The following is a 22,235-nucleotide window of genomic DNA, read 5'->3' as shown; positions in this document are numbered from 1 at the left end:
CTCAAATTCGCCTTTCCCCTACATCCCCATCACCTCTTCCCTATCATAAATACGATCGTAGAGCAGTTTTCGGGTTTTGCCGAACTCGCGGCTTTCGCGGCAGAGACGCCGGATCTCTTCACTGTCTTGTTCATCGGATCTGAGCATAAACCCCGCCTTGCCCTTATCGCTATACACCAGCAGGTAGAGGCGGCGTAGACGGAGTTCCATCTCCAGGCGGTTCCATTCCCGGCATTTCTTCAGTATTCGGATAAACACCTCATCCTCCACCGGTTTCGAACCGTTGTTCGGCAGGGTTACGGTGACCACGAGCAGGCCGTTCTTCATCTCTACCACGGCTGATGAAATCCCGTGCAACATCCCAAGCCACTTGATGCCCGACTGAACATAGGAGTGATGAAGGATTTTGCGCTCTTTTTCGGAAAGCGTAGAACTCAGTGAAAGGGGAGCTTCGGCCCGGCTGTTATTGGACGGTTCACTGTGATTGTTGTTCTTTGATTGTTTCATAGGATCTGTATCGTTTGATGTACGGTTTTGGTTCAGTTGTGTGATACGTTACGTACATCAAGATCAGATGCGGAAAAGACGGGACTCGCTGTTTTGGATCCGTGATCCCACATCGTTTGAACCACCGTGCCCGAGCAGGTCGGTTGGCAACCCCGTTTATCGGGGTTTCTTGATGCTGATACAAAGATAAGAGCTGTCTATTCCGTTATCAAGAGAATTGCAGGTTTCAAGATGTAGGTTTCAGGCACTCCTCGTCTGTCGAATTCCGGCGTGCTTTTGCGCCGGTTCGCCTGACGAGTTTTTTCAGGCCGCAAGCCGTCCCATTGGCAAGATGCCAGACGCTAGAGGCGAGATTCACGGGCCGCAAGTTTCAAAAACCAAATCCCAAGCACCAAACTCCCCCAATTCAACATTTCCCGAAAAATCGGGACTGCGAAAAGCACGCAGCATCATTTCCCGATCATTCGACATTCATTCAACATTCAACATTTCCCGAAAAATCGGGACTGCGAACATTGCACACATTCATCATTCATCATTCCCCGTCCCCGGTCTCGGTGACCCGCGGTCGATGAGATCACGCGCGTCGGATTCATGAGAATCTGCGAGATTCAGAAGTCATGGTGCATCATTCATTCCCCGCGATACATTATCCTGGATGATGTGGACGACGGCCTGACTCCCTTCGGCGACCGCTTCATCCGGTGCGACCCAAAAACCGGCTTTGCCGATAAGGAAAAAGTGAAGAGAGTGGTGGGGTTGGTTTAGAAAGTAATTTGCTCCAAATATTTATCTAATTCTTTTTCGCTTGAAAAATGCCCGACCTCTTTTGCTTCACCTTTCCAAAACCTGTCTAACATTTCATGTGTTGAAAATACCCGAAAAGAAACTCCGTGATAGTTGTAGATAAAGAAAGCTTTTTCATTTTTCCCATTTGATACTGAAATGGTTTCAATGGTTTTTCTTGGGGTAAGGTAGTGACAGTTTAGCTGAGTTAGTTTATTCATATTTTTGCTCTCATTAAGTCTGACAAAGTAACTGAAAATGGAAGTGGTGAACCATGCCCTTTTTTATAATCCTGGCAAGTTCTCTGAATATCCCATTCTGACATCTTTTTAACTCCTTAAAACTCAGCTCGGACCAACCTCATACACTAAGATAATACATTGTCATCGCTGTTCACCAGTGATACTCTTCTTCCAATAAGATCGTCCTTTGAAGATCTCGGCCCCGCCTTCAGTATATCTTCAAATAATTTACCAGTAATCAATGCTCACTTCAGAATGCAGCAATACAGAATCTTGCCTGCTGTTTCACCTCTCTTATAGTCTTGCAGCTGAACCTCTGGCTGAACCGGCGCTGAGCGTTATATAACCCTCTGTTCTGTTATCCATCCTGAAATGGTCCTCATCTTTGTAATAACCCGACTAAAACAAACGTCTCATCAGGAATTAGACCACGATTTTCACCAATTGGTTCAGGAAGCGGTTCATTTACCTGATCGTCAGAATCCTGTTTGGTCTTGAACGTACGATAGCGTTTCGATAAGAATATTTCTTCTCGCTGAGAAGTCCGGTTTAGAAAATGCTGAATTACATCTTTTAAAAATCTCTTAAATCTTCACTTCCGTCATTCTGCTCGATTTGGCTTCAGAGTGAAGGCACCAAGGCCCGGAACTATTTCATGAAATCCGCGCCAGTCTTTCTTACCGTCTCCGCCCAGGATATAAAATATAAGCGCCTGCAGTACGGCGAATAGCATCCCTGATAAGAGTGCATCTTCAGTAAATCAGCTCTTTTATATGTGCCTTTATTTTGCTCCTCCTTTTCTTGATCCAGATTTTCATTATCCTGACCAAACAAAGTGGTAAGAGACTCTACTTTATATTTTGCATCAAAATGAAGATGAGTAATTAACTCTTGTTTTTCAGCTTCATCTTCATCAATTCCTTTCAGGCCAAATGCTAAGAGTATAATCTGGACGCATCTGTCTGGTCCAGCTTCCTCCATCTGGATATTCTTTCTCTCCGCCAAAAGTTTTATTAAAGCTAAATTGTACATGAAGCTTTCGGCTTTCAGTTTCGAATGTACCGCTAAGTGGCAGATATTCTCCCTGCTGAGCTTTAAACCCAGTTTATCACCTGTCTCTTCAATCAGATCATCTGCCTTCATGGCATTGATATCAAATAAATCCTCCAGCAAATCTGTCAAGTTGGAAAAACAAGCCAATATTCATAAAGCGTAGCCACATCTCGTTTTGCCTCCGCTGTACACATTTTCACCGCCTTTCCATGTTAGCCGGGCTGCCAGATTAATCATCAGCCAAACACGTAATACTTCCCGATAGCCTTCTTTCCTTTGCAAAACCGGACTGTTTAACGGCAGCGTTGCCGGACGGCTGATTTTCTGAAATAATGCATGATTGAGAGTTTCTTCTAACTCCTCTTCTAAAAACTCAGCCTCCTTATGTAATCTTGCATGATTTTTTGAAGCTGATTTAAAATCACCACATAGATTCTTGAAGGTTTCTAAAGCGTATTTAATGAACCGGTTTTCAGGGTGTATCAACAGATATCTACCTTCCCTGTGGTAATCACTTTCTCGGGAACCGAACTCATGTGTTTGTACAGAGCATGACTCTCATTTAAGAGGCACTCTGTTTAGATGAACCGGCCAACTGCCTGACTACATTTCGGTTCATTCTCCGAACTGAGCGGATATCCCGGTGTTCTTCTGTTTGCATCCATGCAGTTACCGGATTGGTCGTTACCCGATGAACAGCCGTCCAGAATTCCTCGGAATCCAATACAGACTTTAAGAAAGCAAATCGCTGGTATAACGTTTTCGGATCCTTATCGTGGTCCACATCAAAAGGCTGATTGGCCGGAGAAGTATACTGCATTAACAGATCAGTACATTTTTCAGTGATCTCCTCGAGCATGAAGCGATATTCGGTTCGGTAATCAGTTTTTACGGGATCTGAACTTCCAATTCTACAGCTCCGCATTTCTCTTCATCACTATTTAGAACATCTAGTCTGAATCGTACCGACATAAATATTGGGAGATAAGCGTCCGGTATTGGATTTAATTTAAGATTGAGAGATTATTCCCTGTTCATCTTTCTGCAAAGGAATAACCCTTAGTTAATTGATATTCATACTGATAACCTTCTAATAAGCTGTACCTGAGCCTCCAGATTCTCAGAAGCTTCAGACGTCTCAATTTTTCGTAAAGATTCCGGACTATCGGCTACAATGAAAAGCTCCGCCGATTCCCCATTTGCCAGCTCAATATGTATCTTTTCAGAAGTGCTCATGATTAGGCTTCAGCAAAACTGGTGAACCCGTTTTCAACAAGTCCTTTATGCATACGAACTATTTTTTCGAAGGAAATCGGATAGCTTGAGCTTTTCTCATAAATCAATAGCCTCATGGCTTCTTGAACAGACCTTCACACTCGCCTGCTCGTTTCCGTATAACACAGATCGCCAAGCTTAAATAGTACTTTCTCCAGCTTCCGGCGTGAACCATGCAATTTTGGAAGCAGTTTTTGAGCAACCGCTGCATCCATGATATCATTCGAACTCCCAGTCTTCTGCAAGCTGTTCAGATAAAGCAGCGAATCGCTGAATTTCATAAGCGGAGCGGTAGCCAAATTCGGCTCCAACGGTGTTTAATTCATAGAAAAATTTCAGAAGCTCTTCAGATAATTTCTCTCTTTTGCAGAATAAGTGTTCCGGCATTGCTTTTTGCAATTCTGAACAAAATCCTCTGCCATGGAAGCGCCCTGACCGCGAAGTATATCTAAATTCAACATCAGCAGGATTTTCTAAAAACTGAGCCAGTTCATCCCGGCTGACTCTGAACTCAATTACATTGGCGCGGTCCAGCACTTTGGGACTAAACATATAGGTAGTTTCATCAATATTTACCGTACCAATGATAAAGAGGTTTTTAGGAATTTTTATAGTGGGCGGAACATCATTACCATCAGCTTCCCATTTCTTCTACCTGAATGAAGTTTAATTTCTTCTTTGGATTCAATTGCACTTAGAAAATCAGCAAAATAGCGCTCCACATGACTCAGATTCATTTCATCCAGAATCAGAGAAGTATGGGCGATTCGGATCGTCTTGTCAGCCCGCAAGTATCAATTTGAATAACGCCTGATCTCGGCACCTACGTAATCTTTTTCTATCAAGGCATTCGGATAGTCCCGAAATTAACGGTTCGCGGTTAGTCCAGTCGGCTCCAACAGGAACTAAGGTTCATCTGACTGTTTATCATCACACATCCACTCAGCAAATGCCTCGGGCGAGTTTTGTCTTTCCAGAGCCGGAAAGGCCGGTCGAGTATTAGGAACGGCTTTGTAGCCAAAGCGCTCACGAAACGGTAGATAATATCATCATTGTAACATCAGCCACTTATTTTTACACAAGTCAATAGGATTCGACTCCACTCGAAGCTCTCTGACTCTGATAACGTTGATTTCAGATGCATCAAGAAATAGGCAGAGTTGGAATGGGTCATAGATTTGTCCTATGAATGATCATTTCGAGCAGTATCGGTGGTGGATCTAGATCTAATGACGCACCTTGCCGCTGGATCCTATTCCTATTGGTAGAAAACGATCATATCATAAACTCTTATTTGGACATAAGAGGAACCATACCGATGTTGGTCGTCCTAGGTCGTATTGATCTCGGTCAAATATTCTTTCATTGTCTCGTATGGGTCTTCTAAATCCCAATTGACGGGAGCGTTGCCTTCGACGTTACTCCATAAGCAAGTCGCAGTCCATTGGCCTTTCGATAAACGAACTAGCAGCTAACTGCGACCCCTGTAAAACCCTTCATTATCAGTTGACTGTAAGATCAGATCCCAGAAAAGAACTTCTCACGTTACGGAATGTCTAGCTCCTCTTGCGCTTGCTAGGAGACCAAGCTCTTACTTTCCGAAGACCATTAGTCACTCATCCTGCTCATGTCGGCATCTGCTCAGAAACATCAGTGTTCGATTGTTCAAGCCAGGCTTTATTTATAAGTGGCTCAAATATATTTCGACTTCCGATAAATTAGTATCACTGCTCTTGTTGAGTGGTTTTGTACAAAATGTCCTGAGCCAGAATATTATAATTGTCATCTGATAAAGCAGTCGGCCGTTCAGTGTACTCTCTAGATAACTCAAGGAGTTCTACATCGCCCCTTATGAAATACTCATTACGAATTAACTCGTCAATTAACGCTAAATAGTGTATACTGTCTATCACCGGGCCTTTACTCTTACCAATATTAAAGTAACTCGCTATGAAACCCTCAGTAAATACTGTGTCCTGTAAGGCGTATTTATCCGGATAACGGAAAAGTTAAATAAGTAGCAATTGATCTTTCATCCCTGAAAGGCTCCTATATCAGGATGATTTTTTTCAACAATTTTTTCAGCTCTATTTCCGAAAGTTTTTTACACGGCTTTCTAACGGGATTTTTTCGTCATATAGCATTTTAAACAACAGTACGTGCCTCTTCACTATATTCATGAGAAAATTTGACGAATGTTCTACTTCTATAGTCCAGTAAATTTCCAAAATTATGCTCTGGACCATTGATGAAAAGTCATTTGCATCAACATCCCACTTATCTTGAAATTCTTTAATGAGCTGCCATTTGTACATTTCAGGTTTGTTTTGATCTTCGCGTAATAAATTCTTGTATCTTCTGATTAATCTGCTCTTGTGCTGAAGCTTCATTTTGTTTTGGGATTTCACTTTAAATCCAAGTTCGCTTAAGAATAGAAAAAGCGGTTTATTTGTACTATTATTGAAATCACTCAATTTTAATTCGTCCCCACCAAGTAATTTATTTGCCTCTGACAAAACTAAAATTGGAGGACATTTCATCCCTCATAAACTAAATCGATAAGTAGCGGATTCACGTCCATTCCTTTTTTCAGGATTGCTCTTAATCACTGAAATTGCTTCTAGAATATTTTCTCTATTCAAATCTTTCTACTTTTCTGCCATAATCAAAATCTAAACTTTATTCAGTTGTAATAAACTCCCCAATAAAATCACCAATCTGCTCAAACTCTTCATCAAATTTCAATACGATCTGAGAAGCTACAAAATCCACCCAATTCTCAATTTCATTCTTATTTTCAAATGAATCCAAAAACGTTAAAAGTGGATTTTCCTTTGTAAAGTCTTCATTGAAGAAAAGATAAATGTCGGTTTTAAAGGTATCCCTGTAATTTTCCGGTTCCTGAGACAAATAGTTTTCCAAAATTTCTGCCTTTTCTGAACGTGTCATAACTCCATCCGTCTGTTTTTCCAATACTATCCCACCCAAAATATAAAAAAACCAGCCTGAATCCGAATTAAGAAGTACATTGTTTAAGTGAGAAATTTATCATTATAACCTGTGCAACTTCGCTTCACAACCAATCCTCTGCATTGGAGAATGGATATTTTGTACTATAAAAGAAAACTCAATTGGCTTTGGGTGGATTGTAGATATAATAGGCGTTACCCACGACGAGTAGAGGGTTAACCATTAGGTAAAATATTGTTTTATTTGCCAACTCGATATTTTTTGCATATATCCCGGTGAATTGGTAAATACAACAATTAAAAAGATGAATGATTATGCAAAAAGCGATTTTTAAGGATAGAGACGATTGAAGTTATAACAGAAGATGGTGAAAAATTAAAATTAGAGGCCTATGCACAGGTTAAAGAAGGTGATCGAGGTATAATAGCAAACTTGTTGGCCCCAAAGTTTTAAAAAAAACTTTTCGGCAGATAATCAGTATGGTGATTGGGTCTATGGAAATGATGTCAAGTTATGGATTCTTGTTTTATCTGGTTGGAGTGATCGTGAGGATGAAAGAAAAGAATAGGAATGAAATAGAGAACTACGGAACAATAAAGGATTGAGCGATACATTTAGCATCAATGGCGAATATTGATGCTGGTAATCTAAGTAGAATAGAGCGCGGTAAATACTGTTGGATTTGACATACTATCAAAGATAGCTACTGTCCTAGTACTTAGAGTAGAATTGGTAGAAAATTGATTCAGTCATCAGGAAAATAAAATTAAGTCTTAATATAATAATGACGTGGTGCGAATTTGCTATTAGCTTTAGATATGCTTTCAATGAGAAAAGAAGAGATTATAGATGCTTAAATATCTTGCAATTGGAATAAGGTTTAGGGCAATACAAATGCAGAGGCCCTGGGACAGAATCGATTCCACATTTAGGGAAAGTTTGAAAAAAGCATTTTGTACACAAGCCTGGTAATGAGTGTCTGGCTTAGTACGATTTGATTCAATTAGCAAAAATGAATTCTATAAATTTTATCAAAAATGTTTAATTCTCAGCCCTTTGGCTTGAATACTTTGATCAAAAAAGTTGTAATGTCTTATGAAGGTGAGTTGAATTTGACTGTGATTTTCGACCGAAAACTTTATGATCTTATGTATCTCATTTAAAAGTATCAGTCTCGAAAAAAAGCATGGTAGCCTGATACCAGATGTGAGGATATTCGATCTAATTCTGATGAATCAATTTATATCGAAATAGCTGTATTTTTGATTATTGTGAAGTTGAAAAGATTGTAAGTGGTATAAGAATAATTGAGTACATGGTTTTGCATGAGGAACATCTCTAATACTTAAAAAAATGTGTCACATCAATCATGAACAAATAAGACGTTACAACTTCAAGGAAAAAGTTCGCAGTGTGGATGTTTGTAGCGGAAAATGTGATCAGAGAAAAAAAATGTATTCATGGTATTCAGATCGGAAATTCAATTATTCTCGAAAGAATCTTAGCGAGCTACTTGAAATGATTGATCGAGGTTTAGTGATAGATTATGTTGCCTGTACAAATAATTATCAAAATCTTGTGTGATTAATGCTTTTGAAATGGTGTAACATTAAAAATTGCTTTTTGTGTAGGTATCATGCTTACAATCTACTCCCATTTACAGATTATGATGAGTCAATATTCTGCAAATTTTTAAGTAAACGCTTGTAATTCAAATCAAGCAGCTGATTGTGAGTATTTTAGACCAGACAAAACTGTTTACCAAATGTACAGGATATTACACCCATACGGCATTTTTATAGCAGATGAATGACAGGCAAAATTGAACTCATAAAACAAAAAACAGACATGCAGAAAGTAGCCATCTTCGCACCGCCGAAGCAGTATCAGATGAATCACTGCGGGTTGTCAATGCAATGGAGTTTACTAAAGAGTGTCATTAAGAGGGAGATGATGTAAAGATTATATTTGACGGTACGGGCGTCATCAGAATGAGGTCAGGGAAACCGACGTTCCCCTCCTGGATGTTGATGACAATCACCCAGCCTGCGGGCTGACCTTGTGGTCAGACATCAGATTGTTACGTTTTACAGTCCCTGCATATGCCGGAACCAGAAAGCGGCGCACCCGACCAGATTGATTTAACGCTCCAATAATGAACCGCAGAATATCGATTGTTGAACAGGTTTCAGATCAACATTCGGCATTGGTTATTCTTCTGTTCGACGTTTTAACTGTTTGACATTTGGTTCAAAACCTGTCCCGCCTTCGACGGATTTGACTTTTCGACATTCATCGCGCCGATCCTTCAAGAAATCTTATCACCATCTCTTGGATAGTAAACCACACCCTTCCCGCATGCGTTTGTTAATCGCGCCATAAATGTGCTCGGTCAGAATCAACTCCTGTCGGTCCTAGTCTGATTTCGTCTAGCGGATGCAATTCTGTCGTAGTAAATATAGGCGTCAAGGTGATGGCCGATATCGTTCATGCTTCCCAGGATGCTGCGGCTGTCGGTTTTTAGCAGGCGGATCTCCTGCATCGCGTCCATCTCCCGGTCAATGAGGTGTTGCGGGACATCGAGCCTTTGCAGCAGGCGGCCGGTTCGTTCCACAAATTCAGGCAGCATCTTCCGCGTGCCGTTTCCCTGCACAAGGATTGTGATGTAGGTGTTCACATTAAAAAAGATCACCACCGATTTTCCGCGGAACGGCAGTGATTTTACGTTGGCATACCACTCGCCAAGCCGTCCGTCTGATGTGGGTTCACTTTCAGAGCCGGGCAGGGAATCCGGCCCCTTCATTCGTTTCAGCAGTTTTTGGGTACAGCGTATGTTTATCATGCCGGAAGATAACGGAATAAGGAAAATATTGAACAGAAGAATATTGAATGTTGAATGTCCAATGAGCGACAAATCGACATTCGGTGTTCGTTATTCATCTATTCGACATTTCTCCCTGATCGACATTCGGCGTTCATTATTCATCATTCGACATTTCCCCTGATCGACATTCGGTGTTGGTTATTCATCATTCAACATTTCCCCGATCGACATTCGGCGTTCATCATTCTTCTGTTCGACATTCCCCCTTCCTTGCCCAAATCGCTCAGCGTCCCGCCGGTGCTCCTATGAGAATGGAACGTTCAATGTGTAGATGGAGGATGTTTGGAATTTGTGGTTTACTCAAAAGAGCTTTGCCAACTGCGAATTGCAAACTGCAAACTTTTCCTTTCCCGACGCTGACAGGACCTCCGGACGCTGTCAGGTCATGGCTACCTGTGGGACCGATTCTCATCAGTCGGCGTGGCAAATCACTCTGCATAGCAAGAACCCTGATACGCCGACCTCTCAAAACAACGCCCCTGTCATGCCGAGTGGAGCGCAAGCGGAATCGAGGTATCTCCATGTAAAAAAACAAGGTTCAGGATTCAATGGAAGAACATCTACCGTCTCTGCTCCGCTTTCGCTGCGCAATCCACCTCCCTCGAGGGAGGATGTACCATTATTTATTTAAGATCTGGGCTATACCCTGTGCCGTTTCTAGGCAACTTCATAAACAACACTTGCCGGATTGCCGGTTTTTTGGGATGCATCGAGTAGTTCGCTATCCCAACAATATTACCATCCTTATCAAATTGTCAATGATGATGCCAGGTTTTTCCTCATCGCTTTCAGCAACCTCGGCATCTGACAATTTCAGATAGATGGCATCGGCTTCTTTATCAAATTTAATATTCATATTTATCGATTTTCGATGTTTTATAAGCGGTGCAATAACCAGTGCAGGTTTTTTACATGCATTCACAAAAACACGAAGTAAATTTTCTGATTGGTCTTCAACCAAAAATTTGTGGTAGATACGCTTGCATTCTGTTTCTTCAATGATTCTGTCGGGATGATTGATTGCATTCTCAATCATTGAATCGGTAAATTCCACGAGTTTTTCATCCGCTCCTTAGCGTGTTTGAAAAACGTAAACCGTTCGATCATTCATATAAAATGATAAAAACTATTCTTACTCAGCGCTAAAATATCACTTTTAACAGTTCCCATTTAACAAGAGAAGGAGGATGTTTGGAATTGCCGAAGTAGATTTGCCAACTGCGAATTGCAAACTTGTAAACTTTTCCATTCCCAAGACGCTGACAGGACCTCGGACGCTGTCAGGTCTTTTCACTCTTCACTCATAATTCGACATTCGGCGTTCATTATTCTTCTGTTCGATATTCAAAAAAGCTCTTCTGGATTCAGTTCTAAAAATTCCTGCCAGGCCAGCCCCTCATCTCCGACGAGCAGTACTTTTTCGGGGCTGAATTTTTTTGAAAATGCCTGCATCCCGCCGGTTCGTTTTCCAGATCCACTTTTTACCTCAATGCCAATGACCTGCTCCCCTTTTTGCAATACAAAATCCACTTCATCATTGCTGTGGCGCCAATACATCAGCTTGAGATCACTGTTTAGCGTGGCGTTCAATAAATGAGCCCCAACGGCCGATTCAACCCAGCGTCCCCATTCGGCCGGACGGCCTTTTAGCTTCTCAAATGATTCCGGATATTGAGCAGACATCAGCGCGGTATTGTGCACCTGTAATTTGGGGCTCGATGCACGCTGCCGGATTTTGTTGGGTGAAAACTTATCCAGCCCGGCTAAAAGTCCCGCTGTATCGAGCAGATGCAGGTAGTGCGACAACGTTGTGGTATTGCCGGCATCATGCAGTTGACCAAGCATTTTGTTGTAGGACAGAATTTGACCGGAAAACTCACAGCCAAGCTCAAACAGTTGTTTCATGAGTGCCGGTTTGTCCACCCGGGTCATCATCAAAATGTCTTTCGACACGGTGGTTTCAATCAGCGAATCACGCACATACTGTTTCCAGCGGGATTCGTCGTCAATCAGAGCGGCCGAACCTGGGTACCCGCCAAACCAAACGAATTCGTCGGCACTTAACCCAAACGCCGAGTTCATTTCAGGATAGGACCAATGCCCCATATAGGTTGATTCATACCGCCCGGCCAGTGATTCTGTGAGCCCTCGCTGTAACAACAGTCGTGATGATCCCAATAGAATCACCTGAAGATCAACCTCCCCGGCGCGATCACGGTCCCACTCTTTTTTCACCTGCTCACTCCAGTTTTCAACCTTTTGTACTTCATCAATAACCAGAATTGCGCTCTGTTGTTCATTGCTTCGGTACTTAATGCGCGCAGCTTCCCACTGCTGTGATATCCAAACTGCATCAGAAGCAGCCACCCCGTCTGCCGAGCTATAATGCCACGGCAATTCCGTTTGATGCAGTAACTGCCGGACCAGCGTTGTTTTTCCAACCTGACGCGGCCCATAGAGTACCTGGATAAACCTTATCGGTTCACTTTCAATGCGTTTTTTCAGAATCTGTAAGTGAAATCTCTCGAATGTTTCCATATCTACTCATTTAGTTGAGTAAAATTACTCAATGTGTTGAGTAAATGAAAATATATCAACGAGAACACCTTGAGGAAGGTTGGAATTTCGAACAGCAGAATATTGAATGTTGAATGTCCAATGAGCGACAAATCAACATTCGGCGTTCGCTATTCAACATTCGACATTTCACCTGATCGACATTCGGCGTTGGTTATTCTTCTGTTCGACATTCCCCTGTTCGTTATTCGATATTCGATATTTTTATTTTTTTCTGTAAGGAAATTGCAGTTTTGGATTCATATAAATGGTACAAGAGTGTTCATTAAAAATTGGAGAAAATAATGAAAAGAGAAACCTATGATCTTGAGGATCGCCTAATTGACTTCTCGGTAATGGTGATAAATATTGGAGAAACATTACCAAAATCAGAAGCGGGGCGCTACTTGTCGGGACAAATAATTCGTTCAGGAATGTCTCCGGCACTGGTCTACGGCGAGGCACAAAGCGCTGAATCGCGTAAGGATTTTATTCACAAAATCAGCATCATACTAAAGGAGTTGCGTGAGACGCGAATTAATATGAAAATTATTTTAAAAAAAGGTTTTCTAAAAGATAGAAGCCTGCTTAGCAACGGTCTTCAAGAAGTAAATGAGCTAATCTCAATTTTTGCAAAGAGCCTGCAAACAGCGAAAAAAAACGCACGAGGAAATATCGAACAGAAGAATATTTAACCGTAGAATATCGAACCGCAGAATGTTGAATGTTGAACCTTTTGTAATATCGAACAGAAAAATATTGCTGCGTGCTTTTCGCAGTCCCGATTTTTCGGGAACATGTTGAATGTCGACATTCAGCGTTCGTTATTCTTCGTTCGACATTCCCGCGACATTCGGTTGTTCTTCATATTCGACATTCCCCCTGATCGACATTCGGCGTTCGTCATTCTTCTGTTCGACATTCCCCTGATCGACATTCTCCCCTTCCTTGTCCAAATCGCTCAGCGTCCCGCCGGTGCTCCTATGAGAATGGAACGTTCAATGTTTAGATGGAGGATGTTTGGAATTTGTGGTTTGCCATTTGGAATTTACTCATAGAAGCTTTGCCAACTGTAACACTTACCTGCTCATGCGACAGGACCTTCGGACACTGTCAGCGTCTTTTTGCGCCTTGATCCCAATCGTACCATGCACACGGAAATCTTAAGCCCTGCCTCTCCAATAGTCAGGCTCTCGTTTTTGATGTGCTACAGCAACGATGTAAACTACTTTTTCCTGAAAAATTGGATGATAAATAACAGTGAAGGGAAATCGTTTACAAGTTTTTAGCCTGAGATGATTGTACTTGTGATGTTTAGGGCAAGCTTTGGGAAATTTTTTGATATCACTAAGTGCTCCCTCAATATCCCTGAGAAAATATTCCCCAAGATCAGGTTCAATATCTGAGTAGTATTTTTTACTCTTTTTCAAATCAAATAGAGCTGCTTCAAAAAACTCAACGATCATCTTCCGGATTATTTCGAAGTTCACGGAAAACCGTTTCCTCAGAAATAGTATTCATCTCACCAGCTTTCCATGACTGGTATCGGGTTTCTGCTTCATTCACCCATTTGTCGATTTGACTTCCATCCTTTGTTTCCGGTTCAAGACTTTCGAGAAGCTTAATCAGTAAAAGAAGCCGATCTTTTTCATCAAGCTCAAAAACACTTTTTTCTATTGATTCTGAAATTGGCATATATAGTGTCGGTTTAATTCGAACCATGAATGATTGGTTGAATTAATGTAACGAAAATCATTTACAATTCATGCTTCAGGATGCCTTCTTCTTATCTTTTTAGGCTCTTTAACCTCCCGGAAAACAAGTGAATATCGAACCGCAGAATGATGAATATCGAACAAACCCGTCACTTTCGACATTCGGCGTTGGTTATTCTTCTGTTCGACATTCCCCTTTATCGACATTCGGCGTTCATCATTCTTCTGTTCTACATTCCGCCCCCTCCTTGCCCAAATCGCTCAGCGTCCCGCCGATGCTCCTATGAGAATGGAACGTTCAATGTGTAGATGGAGGTAATGTTTGGAATTTGTGGTTTGCCATTTGGAATTTGCCAACTGCAAACTTTTCCTTTCCCCAAACGCTGACAGGACCTTCTGACGCTATCAGGTCTTTTCACCTTTCACTTTTTACTTTTCACTCATAATTCAACATTCGGCGTTTGTTATTCATCATTCGTCATTTCCCATCTCATGTTTGCGTTTTTAAACCGTATCTTTGTTGAACAAAAGAACACGTCATTGAATCTGTGAGTATTGCGCCATGAGTTTTCACCTCAATAGGAAAAATCTGAGTTCGAATTTTCCGGGAACCATACTGGATCGGGGAATAAATTATTTGCATCAGGGACGAGTACAGAATTTAACTTTCGAAAACGGTAATCAATGGACTGCCACCGTGCATGGAAGCGAAGCCTACCGGATACAAATTCAGCCATTGGACTCAAGTGTGATTGTGAAGGCAGATTGCAACTGTCCCTATGCCGAAACTTCTCCCTGCAAGCATATTGCAGCCGTTCTGCTTGCAATGGAGGATGAAGACGCCGAGTGGTTAGAGGGAAAGAGTGAGGTTGAGGGCAAATCACCTAAAACAGTAGAGGATGATTTTACAAACTTGCTGGAGTCGGCAACCAGGGAAGAACTGATCGAAGCCATTAAAAAAGCAGCTATAGTTGATTCAAAGTTAGAAGACCATATAACAGCCATGATGAAAACAGGAAAAGGGTTTTCCGGAAAGACGGATTATAGAAAAATTGTAAAAAAGGCACTGGCACCCGCTCGCCGGAAAGGATTGATGTATGGAAGCGAAGCACGCAGACACCTGGTGCCGGTATATGAATTACTGGAACAGGCAGAGGAGCTGAAGAGGTCCGGTTCAATCCGGGATGTACTCGATATTAGTCAGGTGATTATGGAGGAGATGGTTCCCGCCCTTCAGTTTATTGATGATTCGAACGCGGATGTAGGTGAAAGCCTTCGATGGGCAACCCAATTGCTGTTCGAATGTTGTGAGCAACCTCCGGAAAAAGAACAGTCAACGTTCTTCAAATGGTGCTTAAAATCCCTGGATGATGAGCGGTACGAAGGATGGGACTTTGAGGATGATTTTCTGGCGATGGCGGTAGGCTTGGCACAAACGGATAAACAGATCGCTGCTATCTCTTCTTTGATGGATGAGAAGATTCGTACGCTGGAGAAGGATACGGATGGCTGGAGTGCGCGATACCGATTGCAGCAAACGATATTGCAAAAAGCCCGGCTGCTACGAAAAACAGATGATGTAGCCGCAGCGGATGCTCTGCTGGAGAACTATTCATATTTTACGGGTGTGTATGCCAAGAGGATCGATATAGCCTGGCAGCGGGAAGAGGTTAACCGGGTGAAGGAACTGGCTGAAGCGGCAATTGAAAGATTTGAGAAGCAGGCGCCGGGTTTAAAAAAAGAGTGGGATGAATGGCTGATGAAGGTGGCGGAGAAGCAGGGTTCCCCCGGGGAACTGCTGGATCGCAGCATGGATTTACTGAGAGAAGATCCGGGTATGGAGCGCTACGTAAAGGTGAAGAGCCTGATTCCAGAGAATGAGTGGGATCAGTTTTTGAAGAAAAATGTTCTGTCTGCATTGCGGCTGGATTACATGGGAAGACGTTTGCTGCCCGAGATTTTTGCATTGGAAGAGATGTGGGAAGAGTTGCTTGCGGAAATAAAGAAAGTGCCGAATATATATGATTTGGAGCAGTATCAGCACCATTTTAATGAGCGTGGAGAATTTCCGGCTGTGGAGGATATTTTTGAAATCTATGAACAGATCATCTGGGACTCTTTGGAGCAGCGGGCGGATCGTAAAAATTATCGGAAGGTGTGCAGAATACTCAAAAAAGTGATCGCGTTTGGAGCTGCGGAGCAAACAAAAGAGCTGGTCGGTGCCATCAGAGACAGGTATTCAAACCGGCCATCGCTCCTGGAGGAGTTAGATCGCTATGGATTTTGACCGGGAGGGTCAGTTATCCAAATCCCGTCTCGAATTTCCGGGATACGAGGTACGGTTTACGGTTTACGAAATACGAAGCACAAAATTTGTTTATATCGCCTCCCCTCTTTATGAACGGAGAGAATAGAGAGGGGCCGGGGTGAGTTCCAAAACGGCTTGTCGGTCACGAGAATTCGAGATTGGTTCGCTTTGTATCAAAACAAAAGAGACAAAGAACACCGTTTGAAATGCGACCCCCGCACCACCGCCTCAACTCAAATATGCAACCCAAACCCATCCCTCTGTTCGGCGGAATCTTTATCCCTCGCTCTTTATCCCCGCACCGCGCTGCGCTTGTACGGAGCTATTCATATTGCATCCCTTCAGGATGCGGACTGAAGCAACATCAAATTCATTATTCAAAAAATCAAATCGTCCATCGCAGTTCGGTCGTTCGGTCATTCGCCAATTGAGATACGAAGCACGATATACGAAGAGACAAATCCGATTTAAAACATCTCCCCTCTTTGCGAATCCCGTCCCAAAGTTTCGGGATCGAGAGAGAGGAATAAGGCCTGCCGTCCGAAGCCTTGGCGACGGAAGGGCCTGTCATCCATAGCCTTGGCGAAGGATGATGAGTCCCAAACCGGCCTAGAGAAAAATGGGGAGTATCCGTGGAAGTGAGTGAGCATGAAACCCATGAATCCTCTAGCCTCAGCCAAATCATTAGGTGGAACACAAAATTTTCAGGCCTGCCCTCCGAATCCCGAATACTTTTGGGAGCAGGCGGGCCTTGGATTCATGGCATGCGAAGGAGCAACACGCCCCATTTTTTTCTTAGCCTTCCGGCTTGCCGGTCCCGAGAATTTAGGATTGGTTCGTTTTGTATCAAGACAAAATGAACAAAGAACATAGTTTAAAATAAGATCCCCGTACCACCGCCTCAACTCGATTATATACCCCAAACCAATCCCTCTGTTCGTCGGAGACTAATCCTTGCTCTTTATACCCCGCACTGCGCTCACGCTTGTACGGGGCTAATCATATTGTACCCCTTCAGGGTACGGTCATTCAATCAGATCGTATTTAAAAAATTCAAATCGTCCATCGCAGTTCGGTCCATCGGTCATTCGTCAATAAAGACACGAAGCACAGAACACCAAGTATGAAAAGCCTAACCTGATTTAAAACGCCTCCCCTCTTTGCGAACGCAGTGAGGAGAGAGGGGCCGGGGGTGAGTTAGAGATCCCGATGCCTTTGATCGGGAGGGCCTGTCATCCGAATCCCGAATGCTTTCGGGAGAAGGATGATGAGTCCCCTAAAATCCATCCTCAAAATCACTGAATGAATTTTCAATATTCTTGTCAATTTGTTTTCTGTTTCCAGAGTCATTAGGATCCAGAAAACCGCCAGAACCATCTTTAAACCATCCATCAAAATCTAGTGTAAGAGCGATGATCCGGGTCTGACCGCTCGTAATTTCAAGGTGCGGACTCAAGGATACATCAAGTTCATAATCTTCCGGTGATCGATAGGTAAAACCGGAGCCATTATAGATTCCCTTCACAACCACTGTATAGCTGCCGGACCCATCCCTGAAATCAGAATCATTTACCTCAGCTTTGCTATCAGGTTTTTTGATGTCAAGTTCGAGTTCATCATAAAACCCCGGGGGTATGGTAACATGTGTAATCTCAAAGGGTGTCCCGTCAACGGGTACATTCAGAATAAAATCTTTGGTACTAAAATCCTTGGTTCTGCGGGTCCCGCCGAGTTTCATTTCCTTGATGTAAAATTTCACTTCTTGAACGGTAAGCCCCAAGTCGGGCTCTTCTTCAAAAACAGCCGTGATCTGTTTGTCTTCATCCACGACAATGGTCTCGGGATTTGAGCTTCCCGACAGATCTCCCGTCCACTCTTTAAATATCCATCCCATATCCGCAGTTGCTGTTAAGGTAACCTCTTCTCCTTCTATATATGTGGGCTTATTCGGATCTTTATTAACTGATCCGGAACCCTCAGTATTAATGGACACGGTATACTCCTCAGGCGGAATCTCCTCAAAAACAGCCGTGATCTGTTTGTCTTCATCCACGACAATGGTCTCGGGATTTGAGCTTCCCGACAGATCTCCCGTCCACTCTTTAAATATCCATCCCATATCCGCAGTTGCCGTTAAGGTAACCTCTTCTCCTTCTATATATGTGGACTTATTCGGATCTTTATTAACTGATCCGGAACCCTCAGTATTAATGGACACAGTATACTCCTCAGGCGGAATCTCCTCAAAAACAGCCGTGATCTGTTTGTCTTCATCCACAACAATGGTCTCGGGATTTGAACTTCCCGACAGATCACCCGTCCACTCTCTGAATGTCCAGCCCAAAGCGGCATTCGCCGTTAAGGTAACCTCTTCTCCTTCTATATATGTGGGCTTATTCGGATCTTTATTAACTGATCCGGAACCCTCAGTGCTGATGGACACGGTATACTCCTCAGGCGGAATCTCCTCAAAAACAGCCGTGATCTGTTTGTCTTCATCCACGACAATGGTCTCGGGATTTGAGCTTCCCGACAGATCTCCCGTCCACTCGCTGAATGTCCAGCCCAAGGCCGTAGTTGCCGTTAAGGTAACCTCCTCACCTTCTATATATGTGGGCTTATTCGGATCTTTATTAACTGATCCGGAGCCCTCAGTGCTGATGGTCACGGTATACTCCTCAGGCGGAATCTGCTCAAAAACCGCCGTAATCTGTTTGTCCGCATCAATAATAATTGTCTCGGGATTTAAACTTCCTGACAAATCCCCTTTCCACTCACTAAATCTCCAGCCCGAAGCCGCTTTTGCAGTTAGGGTAACCTCCTCTCCTCCCTTGTAGACTTTCTTATCAGGATTACTTTCAACAGTCCCGGAGCCTTGTGTGTTGATTGTAACAGTATATTCATTCAGCACAACCCGCTCAAAGACAGCAGTAATCTTCTTGTCCTTATCTGCAACAATTTCCACTGGATTTGAATTACCGGACAGATCTCCTTTCCACTCTATAAATTTCCACCCCGAAGCTGCTTTTGCAGTTAAGGTAATCTCATCTCCTGCAATGTATACCTCCTTATCAGGATTTCTTTCAACTGTTCCGGAGCCTTGTGTGCTGATGGTAACGGTATACTCTTCCGGTGGAATCTCCTTAAAGATAGCTTTTACGCTCTTCTCTTCGTTTCCATCTATAGTGATCGTTTCCGGATTGTCGCTTCCGGACAGGTCACCCTCCCATCCGTCAAAAAACCAACCTTCTTCTGCTATCGCTTCAAGCCTGACGGTTACTGACGTTGTCCTTTCAACGACACTCTCGCTGACAGCCCCATTTCCAATAATCTCAAGGTTAAGACTATATCCTCTTAGTGAAAAATGTGCATTAACCGTTTTGTTTGAATTAAACTTGATAGTATGCGGGTTTGATTCTCCGGAAAGATCGCCTGTCCAATGGTCAAACACATACCCTTCTGCCGGACGCGCTAAAATCTGTCTGCTTTCGCCAACTAAAAACTCCCCGCCCGATGGCTGAATGTCTCCCCCCTCGACCGGTGTAACAGTGGTAGTTAATGTGTATTGGTCTGGCAACGACTCATCAAAATCTCCCTGGTAGGAATCGCAGCTGTAAGCCAACACAAGCAAAGCAAAGAATAGAAAACAACCTGAAGTTCTCATGATTTAATTCTCTCCGTTAAAATTAATACACCTTATATACCTGCACTCTCTTCTTTTTCTCTCTAACTAATTAAGCATATTGAAACGCAAGTATGTTTGAAATATACTAATTGGGATAGTACTTGGGATGTGTGTAAGATTAATTATATCTAATACTATTCCATTGAATTCAGACCAACTCCGGCTTTGATTTTAACGGCACTTTGGTATCAAGACAAAAGAGACAAAGAACATCTTTTGAAATATGATCTCCGCACCACCGCCTTAACTCAATTTTACACTCCAAACCAATCCCTTTGTTCGGCGGAGAAAATGATGCCTCATCAACACCCCAGGTTTCGTTTCACTTCACCTGAGGCTAATCACATTGCACCCCTTCAGGGTGCGGTATACAGCAACCACATCATTCAAGATTCAAATCGTCCATCGCAGTTCGGTCCATCTGTCATTCGTCAATCGAGATACTGTCGACTGACCACATTGTTCAAAATTGGACGTTCTTCATTCTTCTGTTCTACATTCCTCCTATTCCCTTCCTTGCCCAAATCGCTCAGCGTCCCGCCGGTGATCCTATAAGAATAGAACATTCAATGTGTAGATGGAGGATGTTTGGAATTTGTGGTTTACCATTTGGAATTTACTCATAAAAGCTTTGCCAACTGCAAACTTTTCCTTATCCCAGACGCTGACAGGATCTCCGGACGCTGCCAGGTCTTTTCACCTTTCACTTTTCACTTCTTACTCATAATTCGACATTCGGCGTTCGCTATTCAATATTCGACATTCATTATCAGTGGCCGCATCTCTCGATATTCTCAGAACTTTCGATTACATTTATAAAGCGTACCACTCAACAAATCCCTTCTGCCATGAAAAAAGAGAACATGACCATTATCGACGTTTCAGAATTTCCCGACCCTGTGTCGGACGCTTTTCTATTTATGCCCGAGGAAGAGGAGGAGCAGATGGATATCTACACCGAATATATCCAGCTCAGCACATCGGCACCCTCCGGAACAAAACTGGAGTCCGGCTTCTACTGCAGGCAGGAGACGGAGGATGGAGAACTGTGCGACGGAACCATTGAGGTAACCCAGATCGATATGCCGAAACAGGTGCGTTGGAAATGCCGGCGATGCGGTGATATGGGCGCCCTTGTCAATTATGAGGGCACCATGTGGGACAACAGCCATCTCAACGATGATGAGAAAGAGAGATTCCTGGACCGTTTTTTTAGCGACATTAAGGGGGAGGAGGTTTGGGAAGATGACTTCTACGGATTTGGCGATGAGGAGATCGGCCCGTTTGATGATTTCGAATACTACCTGAACCCATACGATGAGGACGAGGAGCCATCATCTGAGGGAATCAAGGAGATGCTTGAATGTGACTGGCTGAACTCCGATTCCCCAATCTATCTGAACAGGGATTTGTCGCTTAAGGACGTGGAACAGAGTTTCTTTTTTCACAATGCCCGTCAGTTCCTGATTCTCCTGAACCGTGAAGGAGCTTTCAGGCTGACAAGGATGGGATATCTGAAGCGTAAAGTGATCCGGCAGCTCCTGGAAGAGATGCGATGGCCCGAAAACTACATCGAAAATATCCGCAAGTATAAAAATGGAAAACTCGATGAACCCGATATCTGGCTATTGCACGGCATCAGAGTGCTGCTTGCGCTTGCAGAACTGGTAAAGATGGATGAAAACGATAATAGCAAGATCCGGTTTAATGAAGAGCATGAGTACCTGTTGGAGGAAGAGAACGCAGGAGAGCTCTACCGGCTTCTTTTTTCCGCATATTTTAAAGATATGAACCTGGGCTATCTGGGCAGTTCATTCGAATTTCCTCAGCTGCAGTACAGCATCCCATTTATCCTCTACAAGATGCGGGACGCCGCAAAAGATTGGGTGCCGATAAAAGAGCTGGTCCACGACATTTTGCTATTTTCGGTAAAAATCGAGCTCACTTTCGCGGAGGCTGAAGGCGACGACTTCGACACGTTAGAACTGGATCTGCTGTATGCTGACCTGTTTGCCGCCCTGGAGCGGTTTGCCCTCCTCGAAACAAAATCCACATCCTCAGCCCCGGCAGACCCCACAGAAAACTATCCCGATCACGTGCGGATTACAGAACTGTATAAAAAGTTTGTAAGGGTTTGAGGTACGAAGTACGGGATACGGTGTACGGTTTACGGAGTTGAGACCAATCAGCGTTCAGCGCCAGCTGCTCCTGATAGCGTCGGATTTCTTGCGAGGTACAACGGACGGTGAACGAT

Annotated in this window: 19 protein-coding genes and 1 riboswitch; of the genes, 4 read left to right on the top strand and 15 right to left on the bottom strand. The window is 43.2% G+C overall.

Annotated elements, in window-relative coordinates; all coding sequences use genetic code 11:
* Positions 1 to 18: 18 nt before the first annotated feature.
* Entirely contained in the window at positions 19 to 507 is a 489-nt protein-coding gene (locus U5K35_RS10065; RefSeq protein ID WP_322571326.1) for a hypothetical protein, read from the bottom strand.
* Between the two features lie 79 nt (positions 508 to 586).
* A riboswitch (SAM-I-IV-variant riboswitch) is annotated at positions 587 to 688 on the bottom strand.
* A gap of 413 nt (positions 689 to 1,101) precedes the next feature.
* Here U5K35_RS10065 and U5K35_RS10060 point away from each other — a divergent pair.
* Positions 1,102 to 1,275: a hypothetical protein gene (locus tag U5K35_RS10060; protein WP_322571325.1), complete on the top strand. Its 174-nt coding sequence runs from the start codon at positions 1,102 to 1,104 to the stop codon at positions 1,273 to 1,275.
* Here the strand turns inward: U5K35_RS10060 and U5K35_RS10055 are convergent.
* The 11 genes from U5K35_RS10055 to U5K35_RS10005 form a co-directional block, all read right to left on the bottom strand.
* On the bottom strand, positions 1,272 to 1,514 hold the full coding sequence (locus tag U5K35_RS10055) for a hypothetical protein (RefSeq protein ID WP_322571324.1): 243 nt from the start codon (positions 1,512 to 1,514) through the stop codon (positions 1,272 to 1,274). The two genes, U5K35_RS10060 and U5K35_RS10055, sit on opposite strands and share 4 nt — an antisense overlap.
* Before the next feature lie 669 nt (positions 1,515 to 2,183).
* On the bottom strand, positions 2,184 to 2,717 hold the full coding sequence (locus U5K35_RS10050; protein ID WP_322571323.1) for a nuclease domain-containing protein: 534 nt from the start codon (positions 2,715 to 2,717) through the stop codon (positions 2,184 to 2,186).
* Between the two features lie 21 nt (positions 2,718 to 2,738).
* A complete protein-coding gene (locus tag U5K35_RS10045; protein WP_322571322.1) occupies positions 2,739 to 3,074 on the bottom strand; it encodes a DUF2357 domain-containing protein in 336 nt (111 codons plus the stop codon).
* A 76-nt stretch (positions 3,075 to 3,150) separates the two neighbouring features.
* Positions 3,151 to 3,513 carry a DUF2357 domain-containing protein gene (locus U5K35_RS10040; RefSeq protein WP_322571321.1) on the bottom strand — a complete coding sequence of 121 codons (363 nt, stop codon included), beginning with the start codon at positions 3,511 to 3,513 and terminating at the stop codon, positions 3,151 to 3,153.
* A gap of 149 nt (positions 3,514 to 3,662) precedes the next feature.
* Positions 3,663 to 3,824: a hypothetical protein gene (locus tag U5K35_RS10035; protein WP_322571320.1), complete on the bottom strand. Its 162-nt coding sequence runs from the start codon at positions 3,822 to 3,824 to the stop codon at positions 3,663 to 3,665.
* A 258-nt stretch (positions 3,825 to 4,082) separates the two neighbouring features.
* Positions 4,083 to 4,415: a hypothetical protein gene (locus tag U5K35_RS10030; protein ID WP_322571319.1), complete on the bottom strand. Its 333-nt coding sequence runs from the start codon at positions 4,413 to 4,415 to the stop codon at positions 4,083 to 4,085.
* A 56-nt stretch (positions 4,416 to 4,471) separates the two neighbouring features.
* Entirely contained in the window at positions 4,472 to 4,654 is a 183-nt protein-coding gene (locus U5K35_RS10025; RefSeq protein ID WP_322571318.1) for a hypothetical protein, read from the bottom strand.
* 1,888 nt (positions 4,655 to 6,542) lie between these two features.
* Positions 6,543 to 6,812 (bottom strand): hypothetical protein, encoded by a 270-nt coding sequence (locus U5K35_RS10020; protein WP_322571317.1) that lies wholly within the window; start codon positions 6,810 to 6,812, stop codon positions 6,543 to 6,545.
* Between the two features lie 2,419 nt (positions 6,813 to 9,231).
* Positions 9,232 to 9,675: a DUF6933 domain-containing protein gene (locus tag U5K35_RS10015; RefSeq protein WP_416221609.1), complete on the bottom strand. Its 444-nt coding sequence runs from the start codon at positions 9,673 to 9,675 to the stop codon at positions 9,232 to 9,234.
* Between the two features lie 763 nt (positions 9,676 to 10,438).
* Positions 10,439 to 10,753 carry a DUF2283 domain-containing protein gene (locus tag U5K35_RS10010; protein ID WP_322571315.1) on the bottom strand — a complete coding sequence of 105 codons (315 nt, stop codon included), beginning with the start codon at positions 10,751 to 10,753 and terminating at the stop codon, positions 10,439 to 10,441.
* Between the two features lie 308 nt (positions 10,754 to 11,061).
* Positions 11,062 to 12,255 carry an ATP-binding protein gene (locus U5K35_RS10005; RefSeq protein ID WP_322571314.1) on the bottom strand — a complete coding sequence of 398 codons (1,194 nt, stop codon included), beginning with the start codon at positions 12,253 to 12,255 and terminating at the stop codon, positions 11,062 to 11,064.
* 323 nt (positions 12,256 to 12,578) lie between these two features.
* On the opposite strand from U5K35_RS10005, the gene U5K35_RS10000 reads away from it, so the two are divergent.
* Entirely contained in the window at positions 12,579 to 12,968 is a 390-nt protein-coding gene (locus U5K35_RS10000) for a four helix bundle protein (protein WP_322571313.1), read from the top strand.
* Positions 12,969 to 13,436: 468 nt separating this feature from the next.
* Here U5K35_RS10000 and U5K35_RS09995 read toward each other — a convergent pair whose 3' ends face one another.
* Complete coding sequence (locus U5K35_RS09995) at positions 13,437 to 13,739, bottom strand: type II toxin-antitoxin system RelE/ParE family toxin (protein ID WP_322571312.1); 303 nt, start codon at positions 13,737 to 13,739, stop codon at positions 13,437 to 13,439.
* Complete coding sequence (locus tag U5K35_RS09990) at positions 13,729 to 13,968, bottom strand: addiction module protein (protein ID WP_322571311.1); 240 nt, start codon at positions 13,966 to 13,968, stop codon at positions 13,729 to 13,731. The genes U5K35_RS09995 and U5K35_RS09990 overlap by 11 nt, the downstream gene beginning before the upstream one ends.
* A 582-nt stretch (positions 13,969 to 14,550) precedes the next feature.
* Here U5K35_RS09990 and U5K35_RS09985 point away from each other — a divergent pair.
* Positions 14,551 to 16,275, top strand: a complete 1,725-nt coding sequence (locus U5K35_RS09985) for an SWIM zinc finger family protein (protein ID WP_322571310.1) — start codon at positions 14,551 to 14,553, stop codon at positions 16,273 to 16,275.
* A gap of 1,297 nt (positions 16,276 to 17,572) precedes the next feature.
* Here the strand turns inward: U5K35_RS09985 and U5K35_RS09980 are convergent.
* Entirely contained in the window at positions 17,573 to 19,960 is a 2,388-nt protein-coding gene (locus U5K35_RS09980) for an InlB B-repeat-containing protein (protein ID WP_322571309.1), read from the bottom strand.
* A gap of 869 nt (positions 19,961 to 20,829) precedes the next feature.
* Here U5K35_RS09980 and U5K35_RS09975 point away from each other — a divergent pair.
* Positions 20,830 to 22,119: a hypothetical protein gene (locus tag U5K35_RS09975; protein WP_322571308.1), complete on the top strand. Its 1,290-nt coding sequence runs from the start codon at positions 20,830 to 20,832 to the stop codon at positions 22,117 to 22,119.
* Positions 22,120 to 22,235 lie beyond the last annotated feature (116 nt).

Source organism: Rhodohalobacter sp. (genome assembly GCF_034521535.1).
Lineage (GTDB): Bacteria > Bacteroidota > Rhodothermia > Balneolales > Balneolaceae > Rhodohalobacter.
The sequence above is the reverse complement of the archived record's forward strand: the minus strand, read 5'-3'. Positions and strand labels throughout refer to the sequence as shown.

Excerpts from the sequence above, each read along its gene's own strand:
- U5K35_RS10065 (WP_322571326.1), bottom strand. The coding sequence starts at position 507 with ATGAAACAATCAAAGAACAACAATCACAGTGAACCGTCCAATAACAGC.
- U5K35_RS10060 (WP_322571325.1), top strand. The coding sequence starts at position 1,102 with ATGAGAATCTGCGAGATTCAGAAGTCATGGTGCATCATTCATTCCCCG.
- U5K35_RS10055 (WP_322571324.1), bottom strand. The coding sequence starts at position 1,514 with ATGAATAAACTAACTCAGCTAAACTGTCACTACCTTACCCCAAGAAAA.
- U5K35_RS10040 (WP_322571321.1), bottom strand. The coding sequence starts at position 3,513 with ATGCGGAGCTGTAGAATTGGAAGTTCAGATCCCGTAAAAACTGATTAC.
- U5K35_RS10035 (WP_322571320.1), bottom strand. The coding sequence starts at position 3,824 with ATGAGCACTTCTGAAAAGATACATATTGAGCTGGCAAATGGGGAATCG.
- U5K35_RS10030 (WP_322571319.1), bottom strand. The coding sequence starts at position 4,415 with ATGTTTAGTCCCAAAGTGCTGGACCGCGCCAATGTAATTGAGTTCAGA.
- U5K35_RS10020 (WP_322571317.1), bottom strand. The coding sequence starts at position 6,812 with ATGACACGTTCAGAAAAGGCAGAAATTTTGGAAAACTATTTGTCTCAG.
- U5K35_RS10015 (WP_416221609.1), bottom strand. The coding sequence starts at position 9,675 with ATGATAAACATACGCTGTACCCAAAAACTGCTGAAACGAATGAAGGGG.
- U5K35_RS10010 (WP_322571315.1), bottom strand. The coding sequence starts at position 10,753 with ATGATTGAGAATGCAATCAATCATCCCGACAGAATCATTGAAGAAACA.
- U5K35_RS10005 (WP_322571314.1), bottom strand. The coding sequence starts at position 12,255 with ATGGAAACATTCGAGAGATTTCACTTACAGATTCTGAAAAAACGCATT.
- U5K35_RS10000 (WP_322571313.1), top strand. The coding sequence starts at position 12,579 with ATGAAAAGAGAAACCTATGATCTTGAGGATCGCCTAATTGACTTCTCG.
- U5K35_RS09995 (WP_322571312.1), bottom strand. The coding sequence starts at position 13,739 with ATGATCGTTGAGTTTTTTGAAGCAGCTCTATTTGATTTGAAAAAGAGT.
- U5K35_RS09990 (WP_322571311.1), bottom strand. The coding sequence starts at position 13,968 with ATGCCAATTTCAGAATCAATAGAAAAAAGTGTTTTTGAGCTTGATGAA.
- U5K35_RS09985 (WP_322571310.1), top strand. The coding sequence starts at position 14,551 with ATGAGTTTTCACCTCAATAGGAAAAATCTGAGTTCGAATTTTCCGGGA.
- U5K35_RS09980 (WP_322571309.1), bottom strand. The coding sequence starts at position 19,960 with ATGAGAACTTCAGGTTGTTTTCTATTCTTTGCTTTGCTTGTGTTGGCT.
- U5K35_RS09975 (WP_322571308.1), top strand. The coding sequence starts at position 20,830 with ATGAAAAAAGAGAACATGACCATTATCGACGTTTCAGAATTTCCCGAC.